A 20,346-nucleotide genomic window follows, 5' to 3' on the forward strand; every position below is an offset into this window, starting at 1 on the left:
CATTGTGCACGGCTGTGACCCCGCGCGACCCCGCGGGTCGACTTCCGTGGCCGGGGCTCGCGTCAGCGGGCGGGCAGGGCCGCCGCGACCTTCGTGCGGATCTGTTCGATCCGCGACCGGAGCACCACCGCGTCGTCCGTGAGCGGCTGCGACACGCCGATGCCGATGGCCACCGGACCGGAGGTGTACCAGAACGCGAGCACGCGCCCGGCCGGGCTGCTGCCCGAGTAGAGGAGGTCCGTCGGCGCCGGTCCGAGCGGGGTGCTGCCGAAGCCGCCCGCCGTGAGGTTCTGCTTCAGCCCCTTCACGAGCTGCGCGGCCTGCGCGGGCGAGGGCGTCGGCACGGCCAGCAGGATCGTGCCGTTGTCGGTGTGCGTGGTGTCGGCGTAGGCGTGGTAGACGAGCTCGGACGCGGTGGCGGCCTTCATCAGGTCCGCGTCGGCCTGCGACACGACCTTGAGCTGCACGGCCTTGTCGAGCGACATCGTCGAGTTGTCGGGGTTGGGCGTGCCCGCCAGCTCCGGGAGCTTGTCCTCGAGCGAGGCCTCCTGGCCGCCGGAGGCCGTGGGCACCGGCGGCGGCGAGACCGTGTCGGCGTTGTCGCTCTGGTTCGGCCGGTTGCCGATGTACCAGATCCCGCCGACGACCAGCGCCAGCACGACCAGCACCCCCAGCGACAGGAACAGCCACGTCGGCTTCTTCTTGCGCGGCGGTGCTTCCTCCCAGAGGCGGCGCAGCTCGGGCGTTTGCTGCCGGCCCAGGTCACCCGTGTCGCCGGTGACGGGCAGGTAGCCGGTCGGCCTCGTGTCGGCCGGGCTCGGCGCGGTCGCGAACGACGGCTCACCGTCCTTCGGGCTCCACCGCGGCTTCCGGGTCAGCGACGACCGCGGCGGCCGCGGCGGCTTGGCCTTCTTCTTGTCCTGCTTGTCCGGCTCGGGCTGCGGCTCTGCGGGGACGGGCTCGGTGACCTGCTGCTGGACGGGGTGCCACACCGGCTGGGGCTGGGCTTGTTGCGGCTGGCTCGCCGGGTTGGTGCTGGCCCAGGTGTTCGCGGTGCTCGGAGCGGCCGGCGCCATCGGCGTGGTCTGCGTGGTCGGCATGGTCGGCGCCCAGCCCTGCTGCGACTGGTTCCACGACACCGGCTCGGCGTTCCACGTCCCCGCGGCCGGGCTCGGCTCGGTCACCTGGGCCGGGAGCTCGCTCGCACCCGCCCGCAACGGCGAAGCCACCGGCGAGGCCGCAGCCGCGCCCGACGCTTCCGCGAGCAGCTCCTCGCGCTTGTGCCGGTGCTCGGCGTGCCCGATCCGGCCCGCGGCCAGATCGGAGTCCAGCCGCCGAAGCTCTTCCTGCCAGCTCATCGCCATCCTCTGCCACTGGTCTGGGCCGTAGTTTTTCATGCACCCGGACCTGCGGGGGTACCGGTTTGTCGACTCGTGATCGATTCGTCGGCGAGATCATTCCGCGCCAGTCGCGTGGCGTCCAGGGTCCAGGGCCGTCCGTAGGATCGGTGTATGTCCTCCGCCCGCGGTGAACTGGCCGCCCTGGCCGTGGACCGGCTCGCCGGCCGAACCGTTCTTCCCGATGACCTGGTCGCCGCGGCGGTGCGGGCGGTCGTCGCGGGGCTCGACTCGCCGACGCTGCCAGAACTCGCTGGGCTCGGGCACGACGACGCGACCGCGCCCGACCTGTTCGCGCAGGTCGTGGCCGAGCTGGGCATCGAGGTGCCCGCCGACGCGGCGGCGGCCCGCTGGCAGCTGCTCGGCGAAGCGCTGGCCGTCCTGGCACGTGGCGACGTGTCGGTGAAGGAGGGTGCCACTGCCGTCTGGGAGCTCGATTCGCGGCTCGACCACCCCGGCGCGCTTGCCGAGATGCGGCGGTGGATCGCGATGCTCGGCTCCTGGATCCCCACCGACGTCACGCCCGTCAGCTTCTGCGAGGACCAGATCCTCCAGCAGGCCCGTGAACTTCTCGCCGGAACCTGGCCGCCGATCACCCGTTGAGCGGCAAAAACTGTCGTACACATGTTCTAAAATTGGCCGTGTCCAGGGGAGATGCCGCTCGCACACTGTTCACCAAGTGTGCAGCGCGGGCGGCATCGGCGAAGAGTTCGGACCGGAAGGCGGCTGTCCCATGGCCTACATCACCCTGCCCACGTTCGTCGGCTACAGCGCGAGCACGGGTCCCACGCGGTCGTCGTTCGTGCGGCGCCAGCGGCGGCTGTACGAGGACCCGGCGCGGGCGGCGTTCAACTACTACCGGCGGGCGGCCAACGCGGTGCGGGCCGGGCGCGCGGCTCGGCAGGACGAGGTGGCGATGCGGTCGCTCGTCCACCACGCGGACGACCGGACGCGGCCGCACTACTCGGCCATCGCGGAGGGCTGGCTGCGCTACCTGGGCCGGCGCGACCCGAAGCTGATCGAGGTCGGCCGGGCGCGCGTGCCGCTGGGGGAGCTTGAGGTGGGCCTCAGCCCGCAGCTCGGCCTGCGCAAGAGCAACGGCGGCCGCTACGCGACTTGGCTCTACTTCAAGGAGGAACCGCTCACGCGTGACGCCGCGCAGCTCGCGCTGTGGCTGCTCACCCAGGGCATGTCCGACATCCTGCCGGGCGGCGAGGCGCTGGTCGTCGACGTGCGGCGCGCGAAGGAGTTCACGCTCACGGCGCGCGACCGCGAGCGGCTGCGGCCGTGGGCGTTCAGCGAGGCGTCAGCGTTCATGACCCTGTGGGATGCTGCGTGAGGTGACGTTCGGTGACCGGGCGCCCCGGCTGCGCTCGGTCACCGAACCCCAGGCCACGGACACGAGACGCACCCACTCGGGTGACGCTTTTTGCACTGGGCGGCTGTGGACTGGACAATCTCGCCCCCGGACACGAAGCTTTCGACAGTTTTGAGCCGGCCGATGACTTCGAGGTCGATAAGTGAACGCAGCAGCCTGGGAACCGCTCTCAAGAGTGGCCGACGAGCCCGCTTGGTACTGGGTCTACAACAAGCTCGGCTTCTGGCCGAGCACTTTCGCGCACGACTGGCCCGGCTTCCGCGAGCCCACGCCGTCGCGGACGTGGGACCTGTCGGCGGGTGACTTCGACCGCGCGTCGGCGGAGTTCCGGCTCGGGCCGTACGCGGTGGAGGAGCCCGACGTCGCGCGGATCGTGCTGGCGGCGCTGAAGGAGAGCGTGCGCGAGGACGAGTGGCTGTGGGTGCTGCACTGGCAGCACCAGTCGTTCAAGTTCTGGCCGCACCGCATGGCCGAGGGCGCGGCGTGGCCGGTGCCCGTGTTCCCGCGCGGCGACTACCACCTGTTCCTCGCCGAGGACTTCAGCTTCGGCACGCTCGGGCACCCGTGGGAGCGCACGCTGTGCGCGTTCGGCGAGCGGCTGCTGCCCGCCGTGGAGAAGCACGGCGAGGGCGTGCTGACCAAGGTCCTGCGCCGCGACGGCCGCCCCAGCGCCCTGGCTCGCTGACCGCCCGTCCCGCCTGGAGAACCGCCCGTCGCGGCGGGCCGACCGGCGCATCGGTGCAGCTTGTGGCGCTGCTACCGTTCGCGACGTGTACGAATACCACGGCTGGGTGACCATCGCGGCGACCACGAGCGGCGACGACAACGCTGCTCTGCTGGAGCGCCTGGTCGATCGCGTCCACCGAGCCGTGCGGGACGCCGGCACGCTGGACCTCGTCGACCTCCGCTGGAGCGCGGGCATGCCGATGCTGCACCTCGGCGGCCTCGACAAGCACGGCGGCGCGATCGCGCCCGAGCTGCTCGAGACGTTCACGCGCGTCGGCGAGCTGGCGCCGGGTTCCTACGGGCTGCTGCACGTCTGGGACGACCAGGATCCCGATCACGACAACGAGTTCCGCGTGTTCCGCATGGCGCGCGGGGTCGTCTGCGAGCACCGCGACGAACACTTGACGCCCGTCGCCCCGACCGTGCTGGACGTCTACGAGCTGTAGGACCGTGCGGTAGCCAAAACGGCACGAACGGCCCCTTCGCGCTTGTGGCACGAAGGGGCCGTTCGCTTTTTCTGCCCGCGGGAGGGCGTTCTGGGTGGGACGCCGTCAGTGGTGGTGGTTCGGCGTCTGCGGGCGGCTGCCCGGCTCCTGGCGCGGCGGCTTCTGGTCCGTGCCCGGGGAACACGGGGGCGGGCAGGTTCGCGGCCTCGTAGCGCGACAGCGTGAGCGGGCCGGAGGTGTCGGGCAGCGTCGGCGGCTGAGCCTTGTGGTCGTTGAAGCGGAAGGCCGAGGTCATGTCACCGAAGGTCTTGCGGCGCCAGTCGGAGATGTTCGTCTCGCGCACACCGGTGACCTGCTCGAGGAACTGCAACGTCGACGTGTGGTCGAACGGCTCGCTGCACACCCAGCCACCCGCGGTCCACGGCGAGATGATGATCGCCGGCACGCGGTAGCCCGCGCCGACCGAGAGGCCGTTGCCCTTGGTGCCGCCCGGCGAGGTCTTGGTGACGAACTCGTGCGGGGTGCCGGCGGGCGGCATCGGCGGGACGACGTGGTCGAACAGGCCGTCGTTCTCGTCGTAGTTGAGGATGAACACGGTCTTGGCCCACACGTCCGGGTTGGACGCGATGGCGTCGATCTTCGAGGCGACGAACGCCGCGCCCTCGGCGGGGGTGTAGTTCGGGTGCTCCGAAGCCGTGGAGGTGCAGATGATCCACGAGACGGTGGGCAGCTTGTCGTTGCGCGCGTCGTACTCGAACTGGCCCTCGGGGCGGTGGGTCAGGCCGTTGACGGCGAGCGGCGAGTCGGCCGGCGCGTTCTTGAAGTTGGCGAAGTTCTCGAGCATGTTGCAGCCGTAGGTGTCGCTCTGCTCGTAGACCTTCCAGCTCACGCCCGCGGCCTGGAGGCGCTCCGCGTACGTGGTCCAGGTGTAGCCGCCGGCGGGGGCGTTGTTGTCGAGGATGGGGCCGCCGTTCTCGCCGTCGGGGTCGACGGTGCCGGTCATCCACATCATGCGGTTGGGCCACGTCGGGCCGAGCACCGAGCAGAAGTAGGAGTCGCACACGGTGAACGACTCGGCCAGCGCGAACTGGAACGGCAGGTCGGCGCGCGTGTGGTAACCCATCACGTACGGGCCGTTCTTGCCGTCGGCCTTGCGGTGGGCCGGCAGCCAGCTGTCCATCTTGCCGCCGTTGAGGGCGTCGTGCTGGACCTGCCAGGCGTGGGACGTCGAGGGGATCTTCTGGGCGTTGGTGGCGTGCGTGTCGAGGTGGAACGGCAGCGCGTAGCCGGCGGGGTTCTCGGCGTCGGGCTGGTAGAACACGGACTTGCCGTTCGGCAGCTTCTTGGCGTGCGGGTCGCCGAACCCGCGGACGCCGCGCATGGTGCCGAAGTAGTGGTCGAACGACCGGTTTTCCTGCATCAGCAGCACGACGTGCTCGATGTCCTTGATCGAGCCGTGCTTGGGCGCGCCCTGGGCGAGCGCCTTCTGCACGCTCGGCGGAAGGAGCGTGGCCGCGGCGGCGGCAGCGGCGGCCCCGGCGGTGGATCCGAGAAGACGGCGACGAGTCAGTTCGGTCATGGCTGACACCCTGCAGCCACGCCGTCACCCAAAAAGGTGGTTATCTCGGAACGAGTGACTAACACATGATGAAAACAACTGCCGAACTACCCAACAACCCCGAACCACCCTGTTCCCGCAGGTAGAGGCATTACGCCACTCGGCGGTTCCCTTCGGGCCATTGCTCCGCCTTGCCTTGCGCTGGTGGTCCTCTAACCGTCCGCTTGCATTCTGCTCTGGTGCCTTGGCCGTCGTCGGGTCACCTCTGCAGGTGGTTTCCGGGTGCCGCTGGACGCACCCCGATCATCGATTGTCACGACGGTCTGAATCACCTTGTCAAGGCGGGAAAGCGTGCCTTGACAAGCCGATTCAGACCGTGTGGGGGCTGCGGATCGAGGCGCAGGGAGGGGTCTGGGTGTTCCCGCTGCCGCGCTGCCGCCCTGCGGTTGGGTGCATGGCAGCCGCCGCCGGTTGGGAGCACGCTCGGCCACCGCGCTCAGCCCGAGCGCCTGGCCCGCCGGCCCCGCGCTCCCTCAGCGCCCCTGCCCCGCACCGCACCAACGCAGCCGTCTCACCACTCAACCCGGCCACTGCGCGAAGGTCAGCCACCCGCAACTTGCTCCGGGTGCTCGTCTCACCAGCGCACCTCAACCGCGCAGCGCCTCACCCGCAACTCGCCAGCGCAGGTCTCTCACCACTCAACCCGGCCACTGCGCGAAGGTCAGCCACCCGCAACTTGCTCCGGGTGCTCGTCTCACCAGCGCACCTCAACCGCGCAGCGCCTCACCCGCAACTCGCCAGCGCAGGTCTCTCACCACTCAACCCGGCCACTGCGCGAAGGTCAGCCACCCGCAACTTGCTCCGGGTGCTCGTCTCACCAGCGCACCTCAACCGCGCAGCGCCTCACCCGCAACTTGCCAGCGCAGGTCTCTCACCACTCCACTCGGCCGCGCAGGGGAACGGTCACTCCGCAACTGCCGCACGCATCTCACCCGCACCGCACCAACGCAGCCGTCTCACCACTCACGTCGGCCGCGCGAACAACGGTCACCCCGCACCTCGGCCCGCGCGCTCGTCTCACCGCTCGCCTCAACCGCGCAGCGCCTCCGACCCGCAACTCCCCAACGCAGGTCTCTCACCACCCACCTCGGCCGCGCAGCGCCTCCCGGCCGCACCTCAACAACGCGTCCGTCCCACCACGAGCACTGCGCTCCGCGCAGTAGCTCCCCCCACCCAGCCATGCAGGATTCGTCACCGATGGCACCGCGGGGGTCCGGGGGCTCGGCCCCCGGGAGACATGGCGAGGGCCACCGGGTCTGCGCTTTCCGCAGACACAGTGGCCCCTGGACCGAGCGGATGACGGGATTCGAACCCGCGACCCTCACCTTGGCAAGGTGATGCGCTACCAGCTGCGCTACATCCGCGTTGACCGCTTGTTGCTCGGTGTTGAGGTAACTCTATACCGAGGGGTGAGAGCCACTTTCGGGGGGTCCGCCTTGGGCCTTCGCGCCCTGTGACGTGCTTCGACTCGGTGCTTCGGTGTCACATCGGGCGTACAAGGGGTGACGACGGGCTTTTCGCTCCGTATGGTGTCCCCATTCGACCGAGTGGTGAGTCCTTCGGGGGAGGAGGTGCCTTGCCGGATGACCGAGCTGGGCACGGCGCCGCCACCAGCGGCCTCGGAATCCGACGAGCAGGCACTTCTTCAGCGGCTCCGCAATGGGGAAGACGCGGCGTTCGGGCAGCTGTTCGAGCTCCACGCGGCGGCGGTGCGGAGATTGGCGCAGAGCCTGGCGTCGGACAGTTCCGAGGCCGAGGACATCACGGCCGAGACGTTCTTCCGGGTGCTGCAGGCGCTGCGGCGCGGCTCGGGCCCGCGTGACTACGTCCGCGCGTATCTGCTGACGGTCGCGCGCCGGGTGTCGTGGGAGTGGCACGGGGCGCGCCGCGATGTGCCGGTGACCGATGACGAGCTGACGTTCCGCGCCGGCGCCGGTGCCGACACCAATGCGCGCACCGCCGAGCACACGTTGATCACCACGGCGTTCACGAGCTTGCCCGAGCGCTGGCGCACGGTGTTGTGGCAGACCGAGGTCGAGGGTGAGCAGCCCGCCATGGTCGCGCCGCACTTCGGGCTTTCGGCCAACGCGACGGCGGCGCTCGCCCGCCGCGCGCGTCAGGGCCTGCGGGCGGCGTATCTGCAGGCGCACCTTTCGGTGAACCGCGGACCCGAGACGTGCCGTTCGGTCGTCGAGAAGATGGGCGGCTTCACCGCCGGCAGCGTCACGGGTGCCGAAGCCGAGCGGATCAAGGCGCACCTGCTGGGGTGCGCCTCGTGCCGCGCGAAGCAGGACGAGCTGCGCGACGTGTGTTCCTCGCTGCGGGCGCACGCCGAGGTGATCGTGGTCGCAGTGCCCGCGCTCGTGGGCATCGGCAAGGCGACGGGCGTCGTCACCACGGTGAAGAGCGTGCTGTTCGGCTCGAAGGTCAAGGTGGGCCTCGCGCTCGCGTCGACGGCCGCCGCGGGTGTCGCCGGGTTCACGACCGGTCCGCTCATGTTCGGTACGCACCCGATGCAGGACGTCGGGCTCCAGGGCGGCGCGCCGGAGCTGGCGTTGCAGCCGCCCGCGCCGCCGGCTCAGCAGCCGCCGCCGCAGGTGCAGCACGGTCCGCGTGTGGCGACCGGCCAGTTGCACGGCGCCGCGCGGCCGCAGCGCTCGTCGGCCCACACCATCGCCTCGCACCTGGGCGTCAACGACGTGCCGAAGATCCCGGGCCGGCCCGTCGCCGGAACCGGTGCCGGGCAGCCGTCCGACAGTTCGCCCCGCGACGACCTCCCCGGCGGCAGCCCGTCGCACTCCCCGATGTCGAGCGAGAACTCCACGGACTCCCGCGCCGACACCGAGCCGGACCTGACGTCGGGCGACCCGTGCGACGACCCGACGATCGACGGCCCCTACAGCACCACGCGGACCTCGTACCCGCCGTCGTTCGTGCCGCCGCCGTCGTTCACGTACGTGCCCCCGCCGGAGACCTACCTTCCGCCGACGGTCACGACCACGCCGACGCCGGGCGACACCGTCCCGGAGAAGCCCGGATCATCCTCGAAGTCCGCTCCGACCAAATCCACGCAGTCCGAGACCCGGTCCGAGACGGACACGACGTCCCAGGACTCGGGAGACGTGACCCCCTCGGATGTCACCGGTTCGGCCGAACCCGATTCACCGTCGGCTCCCTGAGCAGCGAAAACCGGGCAAACCTCGCGCCACGCTCCGTGACCACCTCGCGCTGACGGGCGCCGTCACGGTAGCGTTGAGCGACTCGAGCGTCGCCCGGGAGGCAACAGGATGAACCGGCTGGTGCGCGGCGAAGACGGCCGCGACTGGGTGGTCCGAGCCCAGATGGAGTGGCGTGCGCCCGCCACCGCGGACGATTTCGAACACGACGTGGCCGGCAGCTACACGCCGGGCATCGCCATGCTCCTGGTCACGGCGTTCCTGGCCGTGGTGCTCGTGATCTGGACACCGGACCAGGTGCGCGTGCCGGCGTGGGTGTTCCTCGCGATCCTGCTGGTGCTGCTGTTCTTCCCGTTGCGCTGGATCCTGCGCCGGCCGTGGACGGTCGTCGCCGAGACCGAGGGCGACGTCACGGGCGACCGGCCGTCGGAGCGCTGGGTCGGCACGATCCGGGGCATGTTCACGGTGTCGGGCGAGGTCAAGCGGATCACGAAGACGATCCAGAAGCACTCGCTGCCTGATTTCGACGGACCTCTGCACCCGGTCGAATAGGGCTGTCGAACAAGGCTGCCGGACAACGGCACCTGGCCGATTCGGGCATCACGAGCAAGACTGGTGCCATGCCCGAGCTGCCCGAGGTCGAAGCACTGGCCCACCACCTGCGCGAACACGCCGTGGGCTCCACGGTGTTCCGGATCGACGTCGCCTCGCTCAGCGTCCTGAAGACGGCCGTGCCGCCCTACACCGAGCTGCACGGTCGCGAAATCACCGGTGCCACGCGCCACGGCAAGCACCTCGACGTGGTCCTCGGCGACCTGCACCTCGTCGTGCACCTCGCGCGCGCCGGCTGGCTGCGCTGGTCCGACCAGCTTTCGCCCACCCCGTTGAAGCCCGGCAAGGGCCCGATCTCGCTGCGCGTGCACCTCAACGCGGCGGCCGGCCCCGGCTTCGACCTGACCGAGGCCGGCACGAAGAAGGGCCTCGCCGTCTGGATCGTCCACGACCCGAACGAGATCCCGAGCGTCGCGCGCCTGGGACCCGACGCGTTGTCGCTCGACGCGTCGCAGCTGCGCGAGCTGTTCGCCGGCAAGGGCACGCGGCTGAAGTGGGCGCTCACCGACCAGTCGCTCATCGCCGGCATCGGCAACGCCTACTCCGACGAGATCATGCACAAGGCCAAGCTCTCCCCGTACGCCACCGTCGGCAAGCTCGACGAGGGCGCGCTGGAGACGCTGGCCGCCGCCATCCACGACATCGAGAGCGACGCCGTGCAGCGCTCCGTCGGCCAGAAAGCCGCGATGCTCAAGGGCGAGAAGCGCTCGGGCCTGCGCGTGCACGCCCGCACCGGCCTGCCCTGCCCGGTCTGCGGCGACACCATCCGCGAGATCTCCTTCGCCGACAAGTCGTTCCAGTACTGCCCGACCTGCCAGACGGGCGGCAAACCCCTGGCCGACCGCCGGATGTCGCGCCTGCTCAAGTAACGCCGGGCCCGGGCTCCGCGAACCGTCCGCACGACGGGTCCGTTCGCGCCGTGGGAGCGCTGGGCCAAACGGACGAAAGCCGGCCCGATGGCCGTCGCAGGGAGTGACCGTGCGGCCCTGGCCCGCCGCTCGGTAGGGTTCAGCCACCCTCGGTCGTCACAACTGGACAGAAAGTGGGGAGCAAGCCTTGCACCCGGTCGGTCGAGCGCAGAGCATGGACGTCGTGTCCGCCTTCCCCCTCGCGCAGGTCGTTCCGTGGGCGCTGGCCGGTGTGCTCGCGGTCATCGTGCTCGTGCTGCTCTTCAAGGTGCGCCGGCCCAAGGGCGTGATCCAGGACGCCGTGCTGCAGGCCGTGCACCGGATGTCGAAGGCCACGCCGAACCTGCGGGCCGGGCTCGACGAAGAGGCCGCCAACCGCATGACAGCCGAGCTGCTCGAAGTGCTCGACTGCCTCGCCGTGGGGATCACCGACAGTGAGGGCACGCTCCTGTCCTGGGCCGGCGAGGCCACCGACCACTACCTCGACCTCGTCGACGACATCGGCACCGCGCTGCGCAAGCACCGCCGCGCCGTCGCCGACCACAACCGGATGCCGTGCAACCACCGCGGTACCTGCAAGATGAAGACCGCCGCCATCGTGCCGATCCTGGTCGAGGGCACGGCGGAGGCGACGCTGATCGTCGTCGGGCGCACGCGCGGCAAGCTCGTGCAGATGGCCGAAGCCGTGGCGCAGTTCGTCTGCACGCAGTTCGAGCTGGCCCGGCTGGAAGAGTCGCGCAACCAGCTGCAGCAGGCCGAGATCAAGGCCCTGCGCGCGCAGATCTCGCCGCACTTCGTCTACAACGCGCTGAACACGATCTCCGCGCTCATCCGCACGGACCCCGAAGAGGCGCGCGAGCTGCTTCAGGACTTCGCGGACTTCACGCGCTACTCGTTCCGCACCTCCGGCATGTACACCACGCTGGCCGAGGAGCTGCGCAACATCGACCGCTACCTCACGATCGAGAACGCGCGCTTCGGCGGCCGCCTCGAGGTGCGCATGAAGATCGCGCCCGAGGTGCTGAGCGTGGTCGTGCCGTTCCTGATCATCCAGCCGCTGGTGGAGAACGCGGTGAAACACGGCCTGGCCAGCAAGCCCAGCGGCGGCTGCGTCACCGTGATCGCGCAGGACTACGGCACCGAGGCCCTGATCAGCGTCGAGGACGACGGCATCGGCATGGACCCGCGCGCGCTCACCGACCTGAAGAACGCGCACCGCACCGGCGCCCACGTCGGCCTCGGCAACATCAACCAGCGCATGCGCCAGGTGTTCGGCGAGGACTACGCGCTCACCGTCGACACCGCGCCCGGCGCCGGCATGAAGGTGACGCTGCGCGTGCCGAAGTTCAAGCTCGGCGTGCGCCCGAACATGCCCGACTACTCGGCCGACGTGCCGGCCCAGGGCGGGCCCGAGGACGACGAGGTCGAGCACAACGGTGTGAACGGATCGCGTTCGGGAATGCTGCCTGCCCTCTGACATGGCTAGCCTGGCGGCATGAGCGTTACCGAGAAGCTGACGTCCCGCCTGCCCGTGCTCGGCGACCGTGTCGAGCGCAAGGACGTGGTCGCGGTGGTGAAGCTGCACGGCGTGATCACGCCTTCGCCTTCGCCGCTGGCGCGTGGCTCGATCAACCTGGCGACCGTCGAGTCGGCGCTGACCAGGGCGTTCGGCCACGACCGGCTCAAGGCGGTGGCGCTGCTGATCAACTCGCCGGGCGGCGCGCCGACGCAGTCGGGCCTGGTCGCGGAGCGCATCCGCCAGCTGGCCGACGAGAAGAAGGTGCCTGTGCTGGCCTTCGCCGAGGACGTCGCGGCGTCCGGCGGCTACTGGCTCGCGTGCGCCGCCGACGAGATCTTCGCCCACCGCACGTCGATGGTCGGTTCCATCGGCGTGATCAGCGGCGGCTTCGGGTTCACGGGCCTGCTGGAGCGCTTCGGTATCGAGCGCCGGCTGCACACGGCGGGCGCGAACAAGTCGCGGCTCGACCCGTTCAGCCCGGAGAAGCCCGAGGACGTCGAGTGGCTGAAGAAGATGCACACCCAGCTCCACGAGCTGTTCGTCGACTGGGTCAAGGAGCGCCGCGGCGGTCGGCTCACCGACACCGAGGATCTGTTCACCGGTGACGTCTGGCTCGGGCAGAAGGCGCTCGACCTCGGCTTGATCGACGGCCTCGGCTCGCTGCGCCAGATCGTCACCGAGCGGTACCCGGACGCGGAGATCTCCGTCGCCGAGCCGAAGAAGCCATTGCTCGCGCGCCTCGGCATCGGCGCGCCCGCGGCGGCGAGCGCGGTGCTCGACGCGGTGACCACCAAGGCGGCGTGGGCCCGCTTCGGTTTGTGACCTCCGGACACCCGTGCGCGTCCGGTACTAGCCCGGTTGGCCGCACCCGTCGCACGGCACTGTGCCGCGCCCGTGACCAGGAATGGGGCAAAGGGGGCGTCGGCTTTCCCCGACGGGCGGATGAGCCGGACGGGGCTGGACATTGCACTCGGCAATGGGCAGGATGCGACTCACTGTGAGTGCTCATGAAGACACCCGGAAGCTCATCGTCCTGGCGGTGGACGACGAGCTCAACGGGCTTGACGAACTGACCCACGGCCTGAGGAACAACCCGCACATCCACCGCGTCTTCAAGGCGTCGGACGCCTCCGACGCGCTGCGGTTGTTCTCCCACGACGACCCCGAGCTCGTCGCCCGGCGCGCGCAGGGCCTGCCGACGGTTGACGCCGTGTTCGCCGACATCGACATGCCCGGCCTGTCCGGCATGGAGATGTCGCGCGTGATCGCGGCGATGAACCCGTCGCCGATCCTGGTGTTCGTCACGGGCCACGCCGAGGAAGCCGTGAACGCGTTCGACCTCGGTGCCGTCGACTACGTGCTCAAGCCGTTCCAGCAGGACCGCCTCGACCGGTCCGTCTCGCGCGTGCGCGAGAAGCTGGCCGCGGCCGCGTCGCCGCCGCCCGGGCAGCGCGCGGGGGAGCCGGTGAAGAACGACGACGAGGTCATCCCCGTCGAGCTCGCCGGCACCACCAAGCTCATCCCGCGTTCGTCGGTGCGGTGGGTGGAGGCCCAGGGCGACTACGCCCGGCTGTTCACCACCGAAGGCAGCCACCTGGTGCGCATCCCGCTGGCCCAGCTCGAGGAACGCTGGGAGAAGGCCGGGTTCGTGCGCATCCACCGGTCGTTCCTGGTCGCGTTGCCGCTGATCACGGAGCTGCGGATGGGCCAGGGCGGCTACCAGGTCGTGATCGGCAACGAGGAGAAGGTGCTGCCGGTCAGCCGTCGGCACACGCGAGCGCTGAAGGACCGGCTCGTCGGCTCCGGCCGCGGCGGCTGAGCCCGTGTCCGCGCCCGACGACCCGTACCACCGCCTGGCCAACGGGGTCCGCGAACCGGACCCCACGCTGGGTCGCGTGCCCGAGGACAGCGCGGTCGTGGAGCCGGTGCCACCGGCGCCCGAGCCGCTGCGCCCGGCCGAGCCCGCGCACGAGAAGCCGAAGCGCCAGCGCGTGGTGCTGGCCGACCCGCGCCAGTCGGCGGGCCGGATGCGGGCGCGCGTGGAGCTGGAGGAGCAGACCAGCTGGGGAAAGCTGCTGGTCCGCGACCTGGTGAAGGTGCAGCTGCGCACGGCCGTGCTGCTCGCGTTGCTGGTGCTGCTGGTGCTCGGCGCGATGCCGGTGCTGTTCTACCTGCTGCCCGCCGTCGCGCGGTTCACGGTGATCGGCATCCCGATCCCGTGGCTCGTGCTCGGGCTGCTGCCGTTCCCGTTCCTGTTCGCGGTGGGCCTTTGGTACAACCGGCTCGCCGAGCGCCACGAGCGCGACTTCGTGGACATGATCGAAAACTGACCGCCGCGGACGGGAAAGCCCCGGTGGCGGGGCATCACCGGCCCGCGGGCTCGTGCGAGGATTCCAGCCGTGCAGCTGAACCCGTGGGCGTTGACCGGCGTCGTGCTGGTCGCCCTCGCGACGTACTACCTCGGGTACCGCTCGTCGCGTTCGGCCACCAGCACACACGATTTCCTCGTCGCCAGGCGAACGGTCCGTTCGCGCCGCAACGCCGCGGCGATCTCGGGTGAGTACCTGTCGGCGGCGTCGTTCCTGGGCGTCGCGGGCATCGTGCTCAAGGAAGGCGCCGACGCCACCTGGTATCCGATCGGTTTCACCGCCGGCTACCTCGCGCTGATGCTCTTCGTCGCCGCGCCGCTGCGCCGCTCGGGCGCGTACACGCTGCCGGACTTCGTGGAGATGCGCCTCGGTTCGCTGGGGCTGCGCCGCTTCGCGACGGCGTTCGTCGTGTTCATCGGCATCCTCTACATGGTCCCGCAGCTGCAGGGCGCGGGGCTCACGCTCGCGTCGATCCTGCCCGTGCCCGCGTGGGTGGGCGCGGTCGTGGTCACGATTCTGGTGGGGATCAACGTGATCGCCGGCGGCATGCGCGCGATCACGGTGGTCCAGGCCTTCCAGTACTGGCTCAAGCTGTTCGCGATCTCCGTGCCGACTTTCGTGCTGTGGATGGTGTTCTTCAGCGGCGGCGGCCCCGGCGGCGTGCGCTCGCTCGGCTCGCCGGCCCCGCCCGTGTTCACCCAGGACACCACGGTTTCGGTGCAGACCGACGTGACGGTGAAGGTCTCGACCGAGACCTACTTCTACGCCGACGGCCGCATCGACGACGGCCCCGCGCGCGGCGTGGCGCGCTGGTCGCCGCTGGTCCCGCACACGGTCGAGAAGGGCACCACACTCAAGTTCGCCGCGGGCACGCCGGTGCCGGTGATCAGCGACGCGCCGGCGTCCAACGACGCGTGGCTGCACCCAGCGTCCGGCAAGATCACCGACCTGCTCCAGACGTACTCGCTGATCTTCGCGCTGTTCCTCGGCACCATGGGCCTGCCCCACGTGCTGGTGCGCTTCTACACCAATCCCGACGGCAAGGCCGCGCGCCGCACGACCGTCCACGTGCTGCTGCTGCTCGGGCTGTTCTACCTGTTCCCGACGATGCTGGGCGCGCTGTCGCGGATGTACGTGCCGCAGCTGCTCGTCACGGGCAACACCGACGCGGCCGTGCTGATGCTGCCGTCGGCGATGGTGCCGGGCGTGGCGGGCCAGATCCTCGCGGCGATCGTGGCGGCGGGCGCGTTCGCGGCGTTCCTGTCGAGCTCGTCGGGGCTGCTGGTGAGCGTGGCCGGCGTGGTGTCCACGGACCTGCTTCCGGGGCGCGTCAAGGACTTCAAGGTGGGCACGGCCATCGTCGCGCTGTGTCCCCTCGGCCTGGCGTTCCTGTTGCGCACGGAAGACATCTCGCTGTCGATCGGCCTGACGTTCGCGTTGGCGGCCTCGACGTTCAGCCCGCTGCTGCTGCTCGGCATCTGGTGGCGCAAGCTCAGCTGGCCCGGCGCGCTGGCGGGCATGCTCGTCGGCGGCGGGCTGGTGCTGGCCGCGCTGGGCGTCGACATCGCGGCCGGCTACGCGAGCTTCGAAGCGCCTTGGTACACGAGCCAGCCGGGCCTGATCTCGGTGCCGGCGGCGTTCATCACGACGTACGTGGTCAGCCGCCTGACCCGCTACGGGCGGCCGGAGCTGGTCAACGACATCATGCTGCGCCTGCACGCCCCCGACCCGCTCGGCCTCATGCGGGACCGGGCCGTCGCGCGGTTCGGCCAGGCGGAGGACAAGGCACGCGCCGGGCGGGGCCGGCACCGCAAGTAGGTCACTCGGGGTCACTCGGAGTTGCTCCTCAATCACCCGATTCGACGAGGTCGCGTCAGCCTTTCCGGGGCGCAAGATCTTCGTAATTGGTCGTGGTGGTGTCGTTGTCGGGAGGGGCGCCGTGGAACGCACCGAAGCGGACGTCGACTGGGAGCACGTGCAGGCGACGCCCGAGTTCCAGCAGCTGCGCCGGCGTCGGCGCGGGTTCGTGTTCCCGATGTCGGCGGCGTTCCTGGCCTGGTACCTGCTCTACGTGCTCCTCGCGGACTACGCGCACGCGTTCATGAGCGCGCGCCTGTGGGGCAACATCACCGTGGGTCTGGTGCTGGGCTTGGCGCAGTTCCTGACGACGTTCGTCATCACCGCGTTGTACGTGCGCTTCGCGAACCGCAAGCTGGATCCCCTGGCCGCGGAGCTGCGCGCCGAGTACGGGGGCTAGCGTCTGGTTCCTCACACGCGTACAACGCCTGGACATGGGAGCATGGAACTGTGGTGAGCCCCGCTGAACTGCCGACCGCCGAGGTCCGTGACCTGCCGACGGACGGCGTCGCCCTGCTGGACGTCCGCGAGGACGACGAGTGGGCCGCCGGCCACGCGCCCGGCGCCGTCCACATCCCCCTCGGCGAGCTGCCCGCGCGCGTCGACGAGCTCTCCGAGCTCCCTGACGACCAGCCCGTCTACGTCATCTGCCGCAGCGGCGGCCGCTCGGCCCGCGCCACCGCCTGGCTCAACGCCAGCGGCTGGGACGCCGTCAACGTCGCCGGCGGCATGGGCTCCTGGGCCCGCGAGGGCCGCCCCATGGTGAGCGAAACCGCGGGCGCCGAACCCGAGGTCATCTGACGGATGCCACCGGCCCAGCCCCCCGTCCCCCCGGGACCCGCCCACCCCGCGGGCCCTCAGGGCGGCGCGGGCTGGCCGCAGTACCCGCCTTGGCAGGGCGAGTCTTCTCCTGACGGCTGGGTGCCGGGGTTCGGTGCCCCGGCCGGCGGCTCAGACCCGCAGGCGGGGGTGCCACAGTCCGGGCAGGACTTTGGTGGGCCGGCTGATGGCGCTGGCTCGCCGGGCGCCTCGGGCCAGGCCACCGTGCCGGGCTTTGGTGGGCCGGCTGATGGCCCCAACTCACCCGCGGGCGCTTCGGATCCGTACGCCGGGGTGCCTCAGTCCGGGCAGGGTTTTGGTGCGCAGGCGGCTGGTGGTCCTGGTTCACCTGCTGGCGTCTCGGACTCGCCGTCTGGGGCGCCATGCGGCGCGCCGGTCGATGGTGCTGGCTCGGCCGCGGGCGCTTCGGATGCGTACGCCGCGGTGCCTAAGCCCGGGGAGGGTTTTGGTCCGCCGCCGGTCGGTGGTCCTGGTTCACCGGGCGCATCGGGCCAGGCCGCCGTGCCGGGTTTTGGTATGTCGGCTGGTGGCCCTAACTCACCCGCGGGCGCTTCGGATGCGTACGCCGGGGTGCCTCACTCTGCGCCGGGTTTTGGTGCGCAGTCGGCTGGTGGTGCCGGCTCGCCCGCGGGAGCCTCGGATCCGTACCCCAGGGCGCCTCACTCCGCGAGCGGCGCTGGGCCGGCTGGCCCGAGCCATGCCGGCGGGTACTCGCAGGCTGGCAGCTACCCGGCGCCCGGCGCAGGCGCCTACCCGGCCGACGCCGGCCATCACCCGGGATTCGCAGCCCCCGCGCAGCAGCCCCAGTACCCGCCGTTGTCTGCCGCGGCCCGCCCGTTCACCGCGGCCCCGCAGGGCCAGGTGCACCGCACCGGGCCGGAGCATCCGGCGCACCCGCGGCAACGTCCGCGCCTGAAGTGGGTCGCCTCGCCCCCACCCGGCTCGGTCACGCGCCGGCGCGCGGTGGCGGCCACGCCGTACACCGGCCCGCCGTCCTACCCGACCCCGCCGCGCTGGGGCTTCCCGAACCTCGTCTGGCGCCGCCCGACGACCGTGCCCGGCACCGCGTCCGGCGCTGTGCGCGCGATCGACCGCATCCCCGTCCTGGCGCAGAGCCTGAACACCATCCTGTGGACGTTCGTGGTCCTCGCGCTCGCCGCGGCGGGCTCGGAGATCTGGCGCTACGCCCTGCTGGTGCAGAGCCGCGACTCCGCGCTGAGCACGTCGGTGGTCGGCTTCTCCGACGCGTTCGTCGTCACCGCCGGCCTGCTGACCACCATTCTTTCGCTGCTCCCGGCCGGACTGGCGGTGTGGTGGCTGCTCGTCGCCCGCCACGCCGCCGCTGACGAGGCCGGCGTCGAGCCCGCGCGTCCCGTGTGGCAGGTGCTCGTCGGCGTGCTCGTGCCGATCGCAAACCTGCCCATGGCGCTGTCCGTGGTGAGCGAACTGGAACACGCAGTCCTCCGCCGCCCCCGCGACGAACGCCCCAAGCCCTCCCGCCTCGTCCTGGTCTGGTGGGCCACCTGGCTCGCCAACTGGGTGCTCCTCGCGGTCACGATCATCTGGCGCCTGCGCCCGGGCGTCCAGGCGATGGCCGACAGCGTCGTCCTCGTCGCCCTCACCGACCTCACGGCCGCCGCGCTGGCGATCACCACGGCCCTCGTCATCCGCCGTTTCTCCGATCTCCTGATGCCCATCGCCCCCGGCCGCCTGCGCACCCTCCGCGTCCTCAAGATCGACGGCGCCCCCGAACCGGAGCTGCACAACGCCCGCCCAGTCGGGGCTGCTCGCTGAGCGTCGCTGGGCCTTGGTCTCGGCGCGGGGTTCGGTGCTGCATCTGTTGTCAGGCCGACGGCACTCGTTGAGCCTCAGCCGAGCGCTGGTTCGAGCTGTCCGAATGCCTTCGTCGCCGCGTCGCGCAGTTTGGGGACCAGGTTGTTGTCGCCGGCGTAGGTGAGGTCCCAGGTCTCGTCGAAGAGCAGCCGCAGCACCGAGGTCAGGTGGGCCGCCGTCGTGCGCGCGAGGATGGGGGACTCGGGCTCCGGCAGGACGGCGGCGAGCTGCTGTTCCCGGTCGAGGTGCATCTGCGCGAGCGCGGCCATCAGCGTCACGCTTCCGCGCACCATCCCGACGAACTCGATCCCCGCGAACCCCAGCAGCGCACTCCGCTCGTCGAGCGCCGCGAAATACCCGTCGCGCACTGCCGCGAACGGCGTGCGCGACGGCGCCTGCTGCACCAGCTTCGCCGGCCAGTCGACGAAGTCGTTGCGGATGTCGAAGACCAGGTCCTCCTTGCGCCCGAAGTGGTTGGTCACGGTCATCTTCGCGACGCGCGCCGCCTCCGCGACGTCGGCGATCGTCACCCCCTCGAATCCCCGCGCGATGAACAGCCGCGTCGCCGCGTGCGAGATGTTCTGCCTGGTCTCGAGTTTCTTCTGCTCCCTGAGGCTCACCCGGTCAGCATACTAGGGCCGACCTAAATTTGTGCTTGACCCAGTAAAGTGGCCCAACCTAATCTTAGGTCCGACCTAACTAACGCCGAAGGGACACTTATGACCCTGCGCTTGCTCGCCGTCCACGCCCATCCCGACGACGAATCCAGCAAGGGCGCCGCCACCCTCGCCCGCTACGCCGCGGAAGGCGTCGACGTCCTCGTGGCCACCTGCACCGGCGGCGAGCGCGGCGATGTGCTCAACCCAGCCTTGGACACCCCGGCCATCCACAGGGACCTACCCGCCGTCCGTCGCCGCGAAATGGCCGCCGCTGCGGAGATTCTCGGTGTGCGTCAACAGTTCCTGGGCCACGTTGACTCAGGCCTCGACCAGCCGCTACCCGAAGGCTGCTTCGCGAAACTGTCCATTGAGGACGCCGCGAAGCCCCTCGAAGACCTGCTCCGCGAATTCCGTCCACAGGTCGTGATCACCTACGACGAGACCGGCGGTTATCCACACCTCGACCACATCCGGACCCACGAAGTCACCCGCGCGGCCTTCGCCGCCACCGACGACGGCACCCCACGCAAGCTCTACTACCAAGCCACCCTCAGCCGCGCGTGGTTCCAGGCCATGCACGACGCCACCCTCGCCGCCGGCCTCGAGTCACAAATGGGCCCGGTCCTCGACGAGCTTCAGCCGGACCGCCTCCATGCCACCACCAGAATCCGCTGCGAGCAGTACTTCGACACCCGCGACCGCGCCCTCAAAGCCCACGCCACCCAGGCCGACCCGGCCCACCCGTTCTTCCACCACTCCCGCGACGTCGAACGCGCCGCCTGGCCCTGGGAGGAGTACCACCTCGTCGGCAGCACCCCGGACACCCACGAAGACGATCTCTTCGCCGGCCTCCGCTGACCCGGCCGACCAGCCCCGCCTGACCCCGACCAGCCGGCTGGCCGACCTGACCGACCAACCCGGCCGACCAACCCGGCCGACCGACTAGCCCGGCCGACCGACTAGCCCGGCCGACCAGCCCGGCCGACCGATTCGAGCGACCAGGTCCAC

18 protein-coding genes, 1 tRNA gene and 1 pseudogene are annotated in these 20,346 nt (G+C 70.7%); 16 read left to right on the forward strand and 4 right to left on the reverse strand.

Annotated features, from left to right (window positions below; all coding sequences use genetic code 11):
- Positions 1-62 precede the first annotated feature (62 nt).
- A complete protein-coding gene (locus ACQPXB_RS00695; RefSeq protein ID WP_432849104.1) occupies positions 63-1,358 on the reverse strand; it encodes a hypothetical protein in 1,296 nt (431 codons plus the stop codon).
- 153 nt (positions 1,359-1,511) lie between these two features.
- Between ACQPXB_RS00695 and ACQPXB_RS00700 the strand changes: the two genes are divergently transcribed.
- From ACQPXB_RS00700 to ACQPXB_RS00715, 4 genes are all read left to right on the forward strand, one after another.
- Positions 1,512-2,000 (forward strand): hypothetical protein, encoded by a 489-nt coding sequence (locus ACQPXB_RS00700; protein ID WP_432849105.1) that lies wholly within the window; start codon positions 1,512-1,514, stop codon positions 1,998-2,000.
- Between the two features lie 130 nt (positions 2,001-2,130).
- Complete coding sequence (locus tag ACQPXB_RS00705; protein ID WP_386943709.1) at positions 2,131-2,736, forward strand: hypothetical protein; 606 nt, start codon at positions 2,131-2,133, stop codon at positions 2,734-2,736.
- A gap of 214 nt (positions 2,737-2,950) precedes the next feature.
- Positions 2,951-3,460 carry a DUF2716 domain-containing protein gene (locus ACQPXB_RS00710; RefSeq protein WP_366577046.1) on the forward strand — a complete coding sequence of 170 codons (510 nt, stop codon included), beginning with the start codon at positions 2,951-2,953 and terminating at the stop codon, positions 3,458-3,460.
- Between the two features lie 85 nt (positions 3,461-3,545).
- Positions 3,546-3,947, forward strand: a complete 402-nt coding sequence (locus ACQPXB_RS00715) for an immunity 7 family protein (RefSeq protein ID WP_366577047.1) — start codon at positions 3,546-3,548, stop codon at positions 3,945-3,947.
- Positions 3,948-4,347: 400 nt separating this feature from the next.
- Here the strand turns inward: ACQPXB_RS00715 and ACQPXB_RS00720 are convergent.
- Together ACQPXB_RS00720 and ACQPXB_RS00725 are read right to left on the reverse strand one after the other, a co-directional pair.
- Positions 4,348-5,526, reverse strand: a pseudogene (locus ACQPXB_RS00720) (alkaline phosphatase family protein); the annotation flags it as partial.
- A 1,330-nt stretch (positions 5,527-6,856) separates the two neighbouring features.
- Positions 6,857-6,929 (reverse strand) — tRNA-Gly (locus ACQPXB_RS00725).
- A gap of 219 nt (positions 6,930-7,148) precedes the next feature.
- Between ACQPXB_RS00725 and ACQPXB_RS00730 the strand changes: the two genes are divergently transcribed.
- From ACQPXB_RS00730 to ACQPXB_RS00780, 11 genes are all read left to right on the forward strand, one after another.
- On the forward strand, positions 7,149-8,744 hold the full coding sequence (locus tag ACQPXB_RS00730) for a sigma-70 family RNA polymerase sigma factor (RefSeq protein WP_432849106.1): 1,596 nt from the start codon (positions 7,149-7,151) through the stop codon (positions 8,742-8,744).
- A gap of 108 nt (positions 8,745-8,852) precedes the next feature.
- Positions 8,853-9,293: a DUF983 domain-containing protein gene (locus tag ACQPXB_RS00735; protein ID WP_360598683.1), complete on the forward strand. Its 441-nt coding sequence runs from the start codon at positions 8,853-8,855 to the stop codon at positions 9,291-9,293.
- Positions 9,294-9,361: 68 nt separating this feature from the next.
- Positions 9,362-10,222, forward strand: coding sequence for an Fpg/Nei family DNA glycosylase (locus ACQPXB_RS00740; RefSeq protein WP_366577053.1), 861 nt, complete (start codon positions 9,362-9,364; stop codon positions 10,220-10,222).
- 214 nt (positions 10,223-10,436) lie between these two features.
- The gene (locus ACQPXB_RS00745; RefSeq protein ID WP_366577055.1) at positions 10,437-11,738 is read left to right on the forward strand and encodes a sensor histidine kinase; all 1,302 of its coding nucleotides are present in this window, start codon (positions 10,437-10,439) and stop codon (positions 11,736-11,738) included.
- Between the two features lie 18 nt (positions 11,739-11,756).
- Positions 11,757-12,602: a S49 family peptidase gene (locus ACQPXB_RS00750; RefSeq protein ID WP_432849107.1), complete on the forward strand. Its 846-nt coding sequence runs from the start codon at positions 11,757-11,759 to the stop codon at positions 12,600-12,602.
- Between the two features lie 163 nt (positions 12,603-12,765).
- Positions 12,766-13,599, forward strand: a complete 834-nt coding sequence (locus tag ACQPXB_RS00755) for a LytR/AlgR family response regulator transcription factor (RefSeq protein ID WP_366577059.1) — start codon at positions 12,766-12,768, stop codon at positions 13,597-13,599.
- A 4-nt stretch (positions 13,600-13,603) separates the two neighbouring features.
- Positions 13,604-14,110, forward strand: coding sequence for a hypothetical protein (locus tag ACQPXB_RS00760; RefSeq protein ID WP_364043725.1), 507 nt, complete (start codon positions 13,604-13,606; stop codon positions 14,108-14,110).
- A 69-nt stretch (positions 14,111-14,179) separates the two neighbouring features.
- Positions 14,180-15,967, forward strand: coding sequence for a cation acetate symporter (locus ACQPXB_RS00765; RefSeq protein WP_432849108.1), 1,788 nt, complete (start codon positions 14,180-14,182; stop codon positions 15,965-15,967).
- 121 nt (positions 15,968-16,088) lie between these two features.
- A complete protein-coding gene (locus tag ACQPXB_RS00770) occupies positions 16,089-16,406 on the forward strand; it encodes a DUF485 domain-containing protein (protein ID WP_364043731.1) in 318 nt (105 codons plus the stop codon).
- Between the two features lie 50 nt (positions 16,407-16,456).
- A complete protein-coding gene (locus tag ACQPXB_RS00775; RefSeq protein WP_366577063.1) occupies positions 16,457-16,807 on the forward strand; it encodes a rhodanese-like domain-containing protein in 351 nt (116 codons plus the stop codon).
- An 855-nt stretch (positions 16,808-17,662) separates the two neighbouring features.
- Positions 17,663-18,640 carry a DUF4328 domain-containing protein gene (locus ACQPXB_RS00780; protein ID WP_432849109.1) on the forward strand — a complete coding sequence of 326 codons (978 nt, stop codon included), beginning with the start codon at positions 17,663-17,665 and terminating at the stop codon, positions 18,638-18,640.
- A 74-nt stretch (positions 18,641-18,714) separates the two neighbouring features.
- Here the strand turns inward: ACQPXB_RS00780 and ACQPXB_RS00785 are convergent, their stop codons facing one another.
- Positions 18,715-19,299 (reverse strand): TetR/AcrR family transcriptional regulator, encoded by a 585-nt coding sequence (locus ACQPXB_RS00785; RefSeq protein WP_432849110.1) that lies wholly within the window; start codon positions 19,297-19,299, stop codon positions 18,715-18,717.
- A 99-nt stretch (positions 19,300-19,398) separates the two neighbouring features.
- On the opposite strand from ACQPXB_RS00785, the gene mca reads away from it, so the two are divergent.
- A complete protein-coding gene (gene mca, locus ACQPXB_RS00790) occupies positions 19,399-20,196 on the forward strand; it encodes a mycothiol conjugate amidase Mca (protein ID WP_432849111.1) in 798 nt (265 codons plus the stop codon).
- The last annotated feature ends 150 nt before the right edge of the window (positions 20,197-20,346 follow it).

This window comes from Amycolatopsis sp. CA-161197, assembly GCF_050942255.1.
Lineage (GTDB): Bacteria > Actinomycetota > Actinomycetes > Mycobacteriales > Pseudonocardiaceae > Amycolatopsis.

What these genes read in the sequence shown, in the direction of transcription:
- ACQPXB_RS00695 (WP_432849104.1), bottom strand. Translation starts at nt 1,358, where the DNA reads ATGAGCTGGCAGGAAGAGCTTCGGCGGCTGGACTCCGATCTGGCCGCG.
- ACQPXB_RS00700 (WP_432849105.1), top strand. Translation starts at nt 1,512, where the DNA reads ATGTCCTCCGCCCGCGGTGAACTGGCCGCCCTGGCCGTGGACCGGCTC.
- ACQPXB_RS00705 (WP_386943709.1), top strand. Translation starts at nt 2,131, where the DNA reads ATGGCCTACATCACCCTGCCCACGTTCGTCGGCTACAGCGCGAGCACG.
- ACQPXB_RS00730 (WP_432849106.1), top strand. Translation starts at nt 7,149, where the DNA reads ATGACCGAGCTGGGCACGGCGCCGCCACCAGCGGCCTCGGAATCCGAC.
- ACQPXB_RS00735 (WP_360598683.1), top strand. Translation starts at nt 8,853, where the DNA reads ATGAACCGGCTGGTGCGCGGCGAAGACGGCCGCGACTGGGTGGTCCGA.
- ACQPXB_RS00740 (WP_366577053.1), top strand. Translation starts at nt 9,362, where the DNA reads ATGCCCGAGCTGCCCGAGGTCGAAGCACTGGCCCACCACCTGCGCGAA.
- ACQPXB_RS00745 (WP_366577055.1), top strand. Translation starts at nt 10,437, where the DNA reads ATGGACGTCGTGTCCGCCTTCCCCCTCGCGCAGGTCGTTCCGTGGGCG.
- ACQPXB_RS00750 (WP_432849107.1), top strand. Translation starts at nt 11,757, where the DNA reads ATGAGCGTTACCGAGAAGCTGACGTCCCGCCTGCCCGTGCTCGGCGAC.
- ACQPXB_RS00755 (WP_366577059.1), top strand. Translation starts at nt 12,766, where the DNA reads ATGCGACTCACTGTGAGTGCTCATGAAGACACCCGGAAGCTCATCGTC.
- mca (WP_432849111.1), top strand. Translation starts at nt 19,399, where the DNA reads ATGACCCTGCGCTTGCTCGCCGTCCACGCCCATCCCGACGACGAATCC.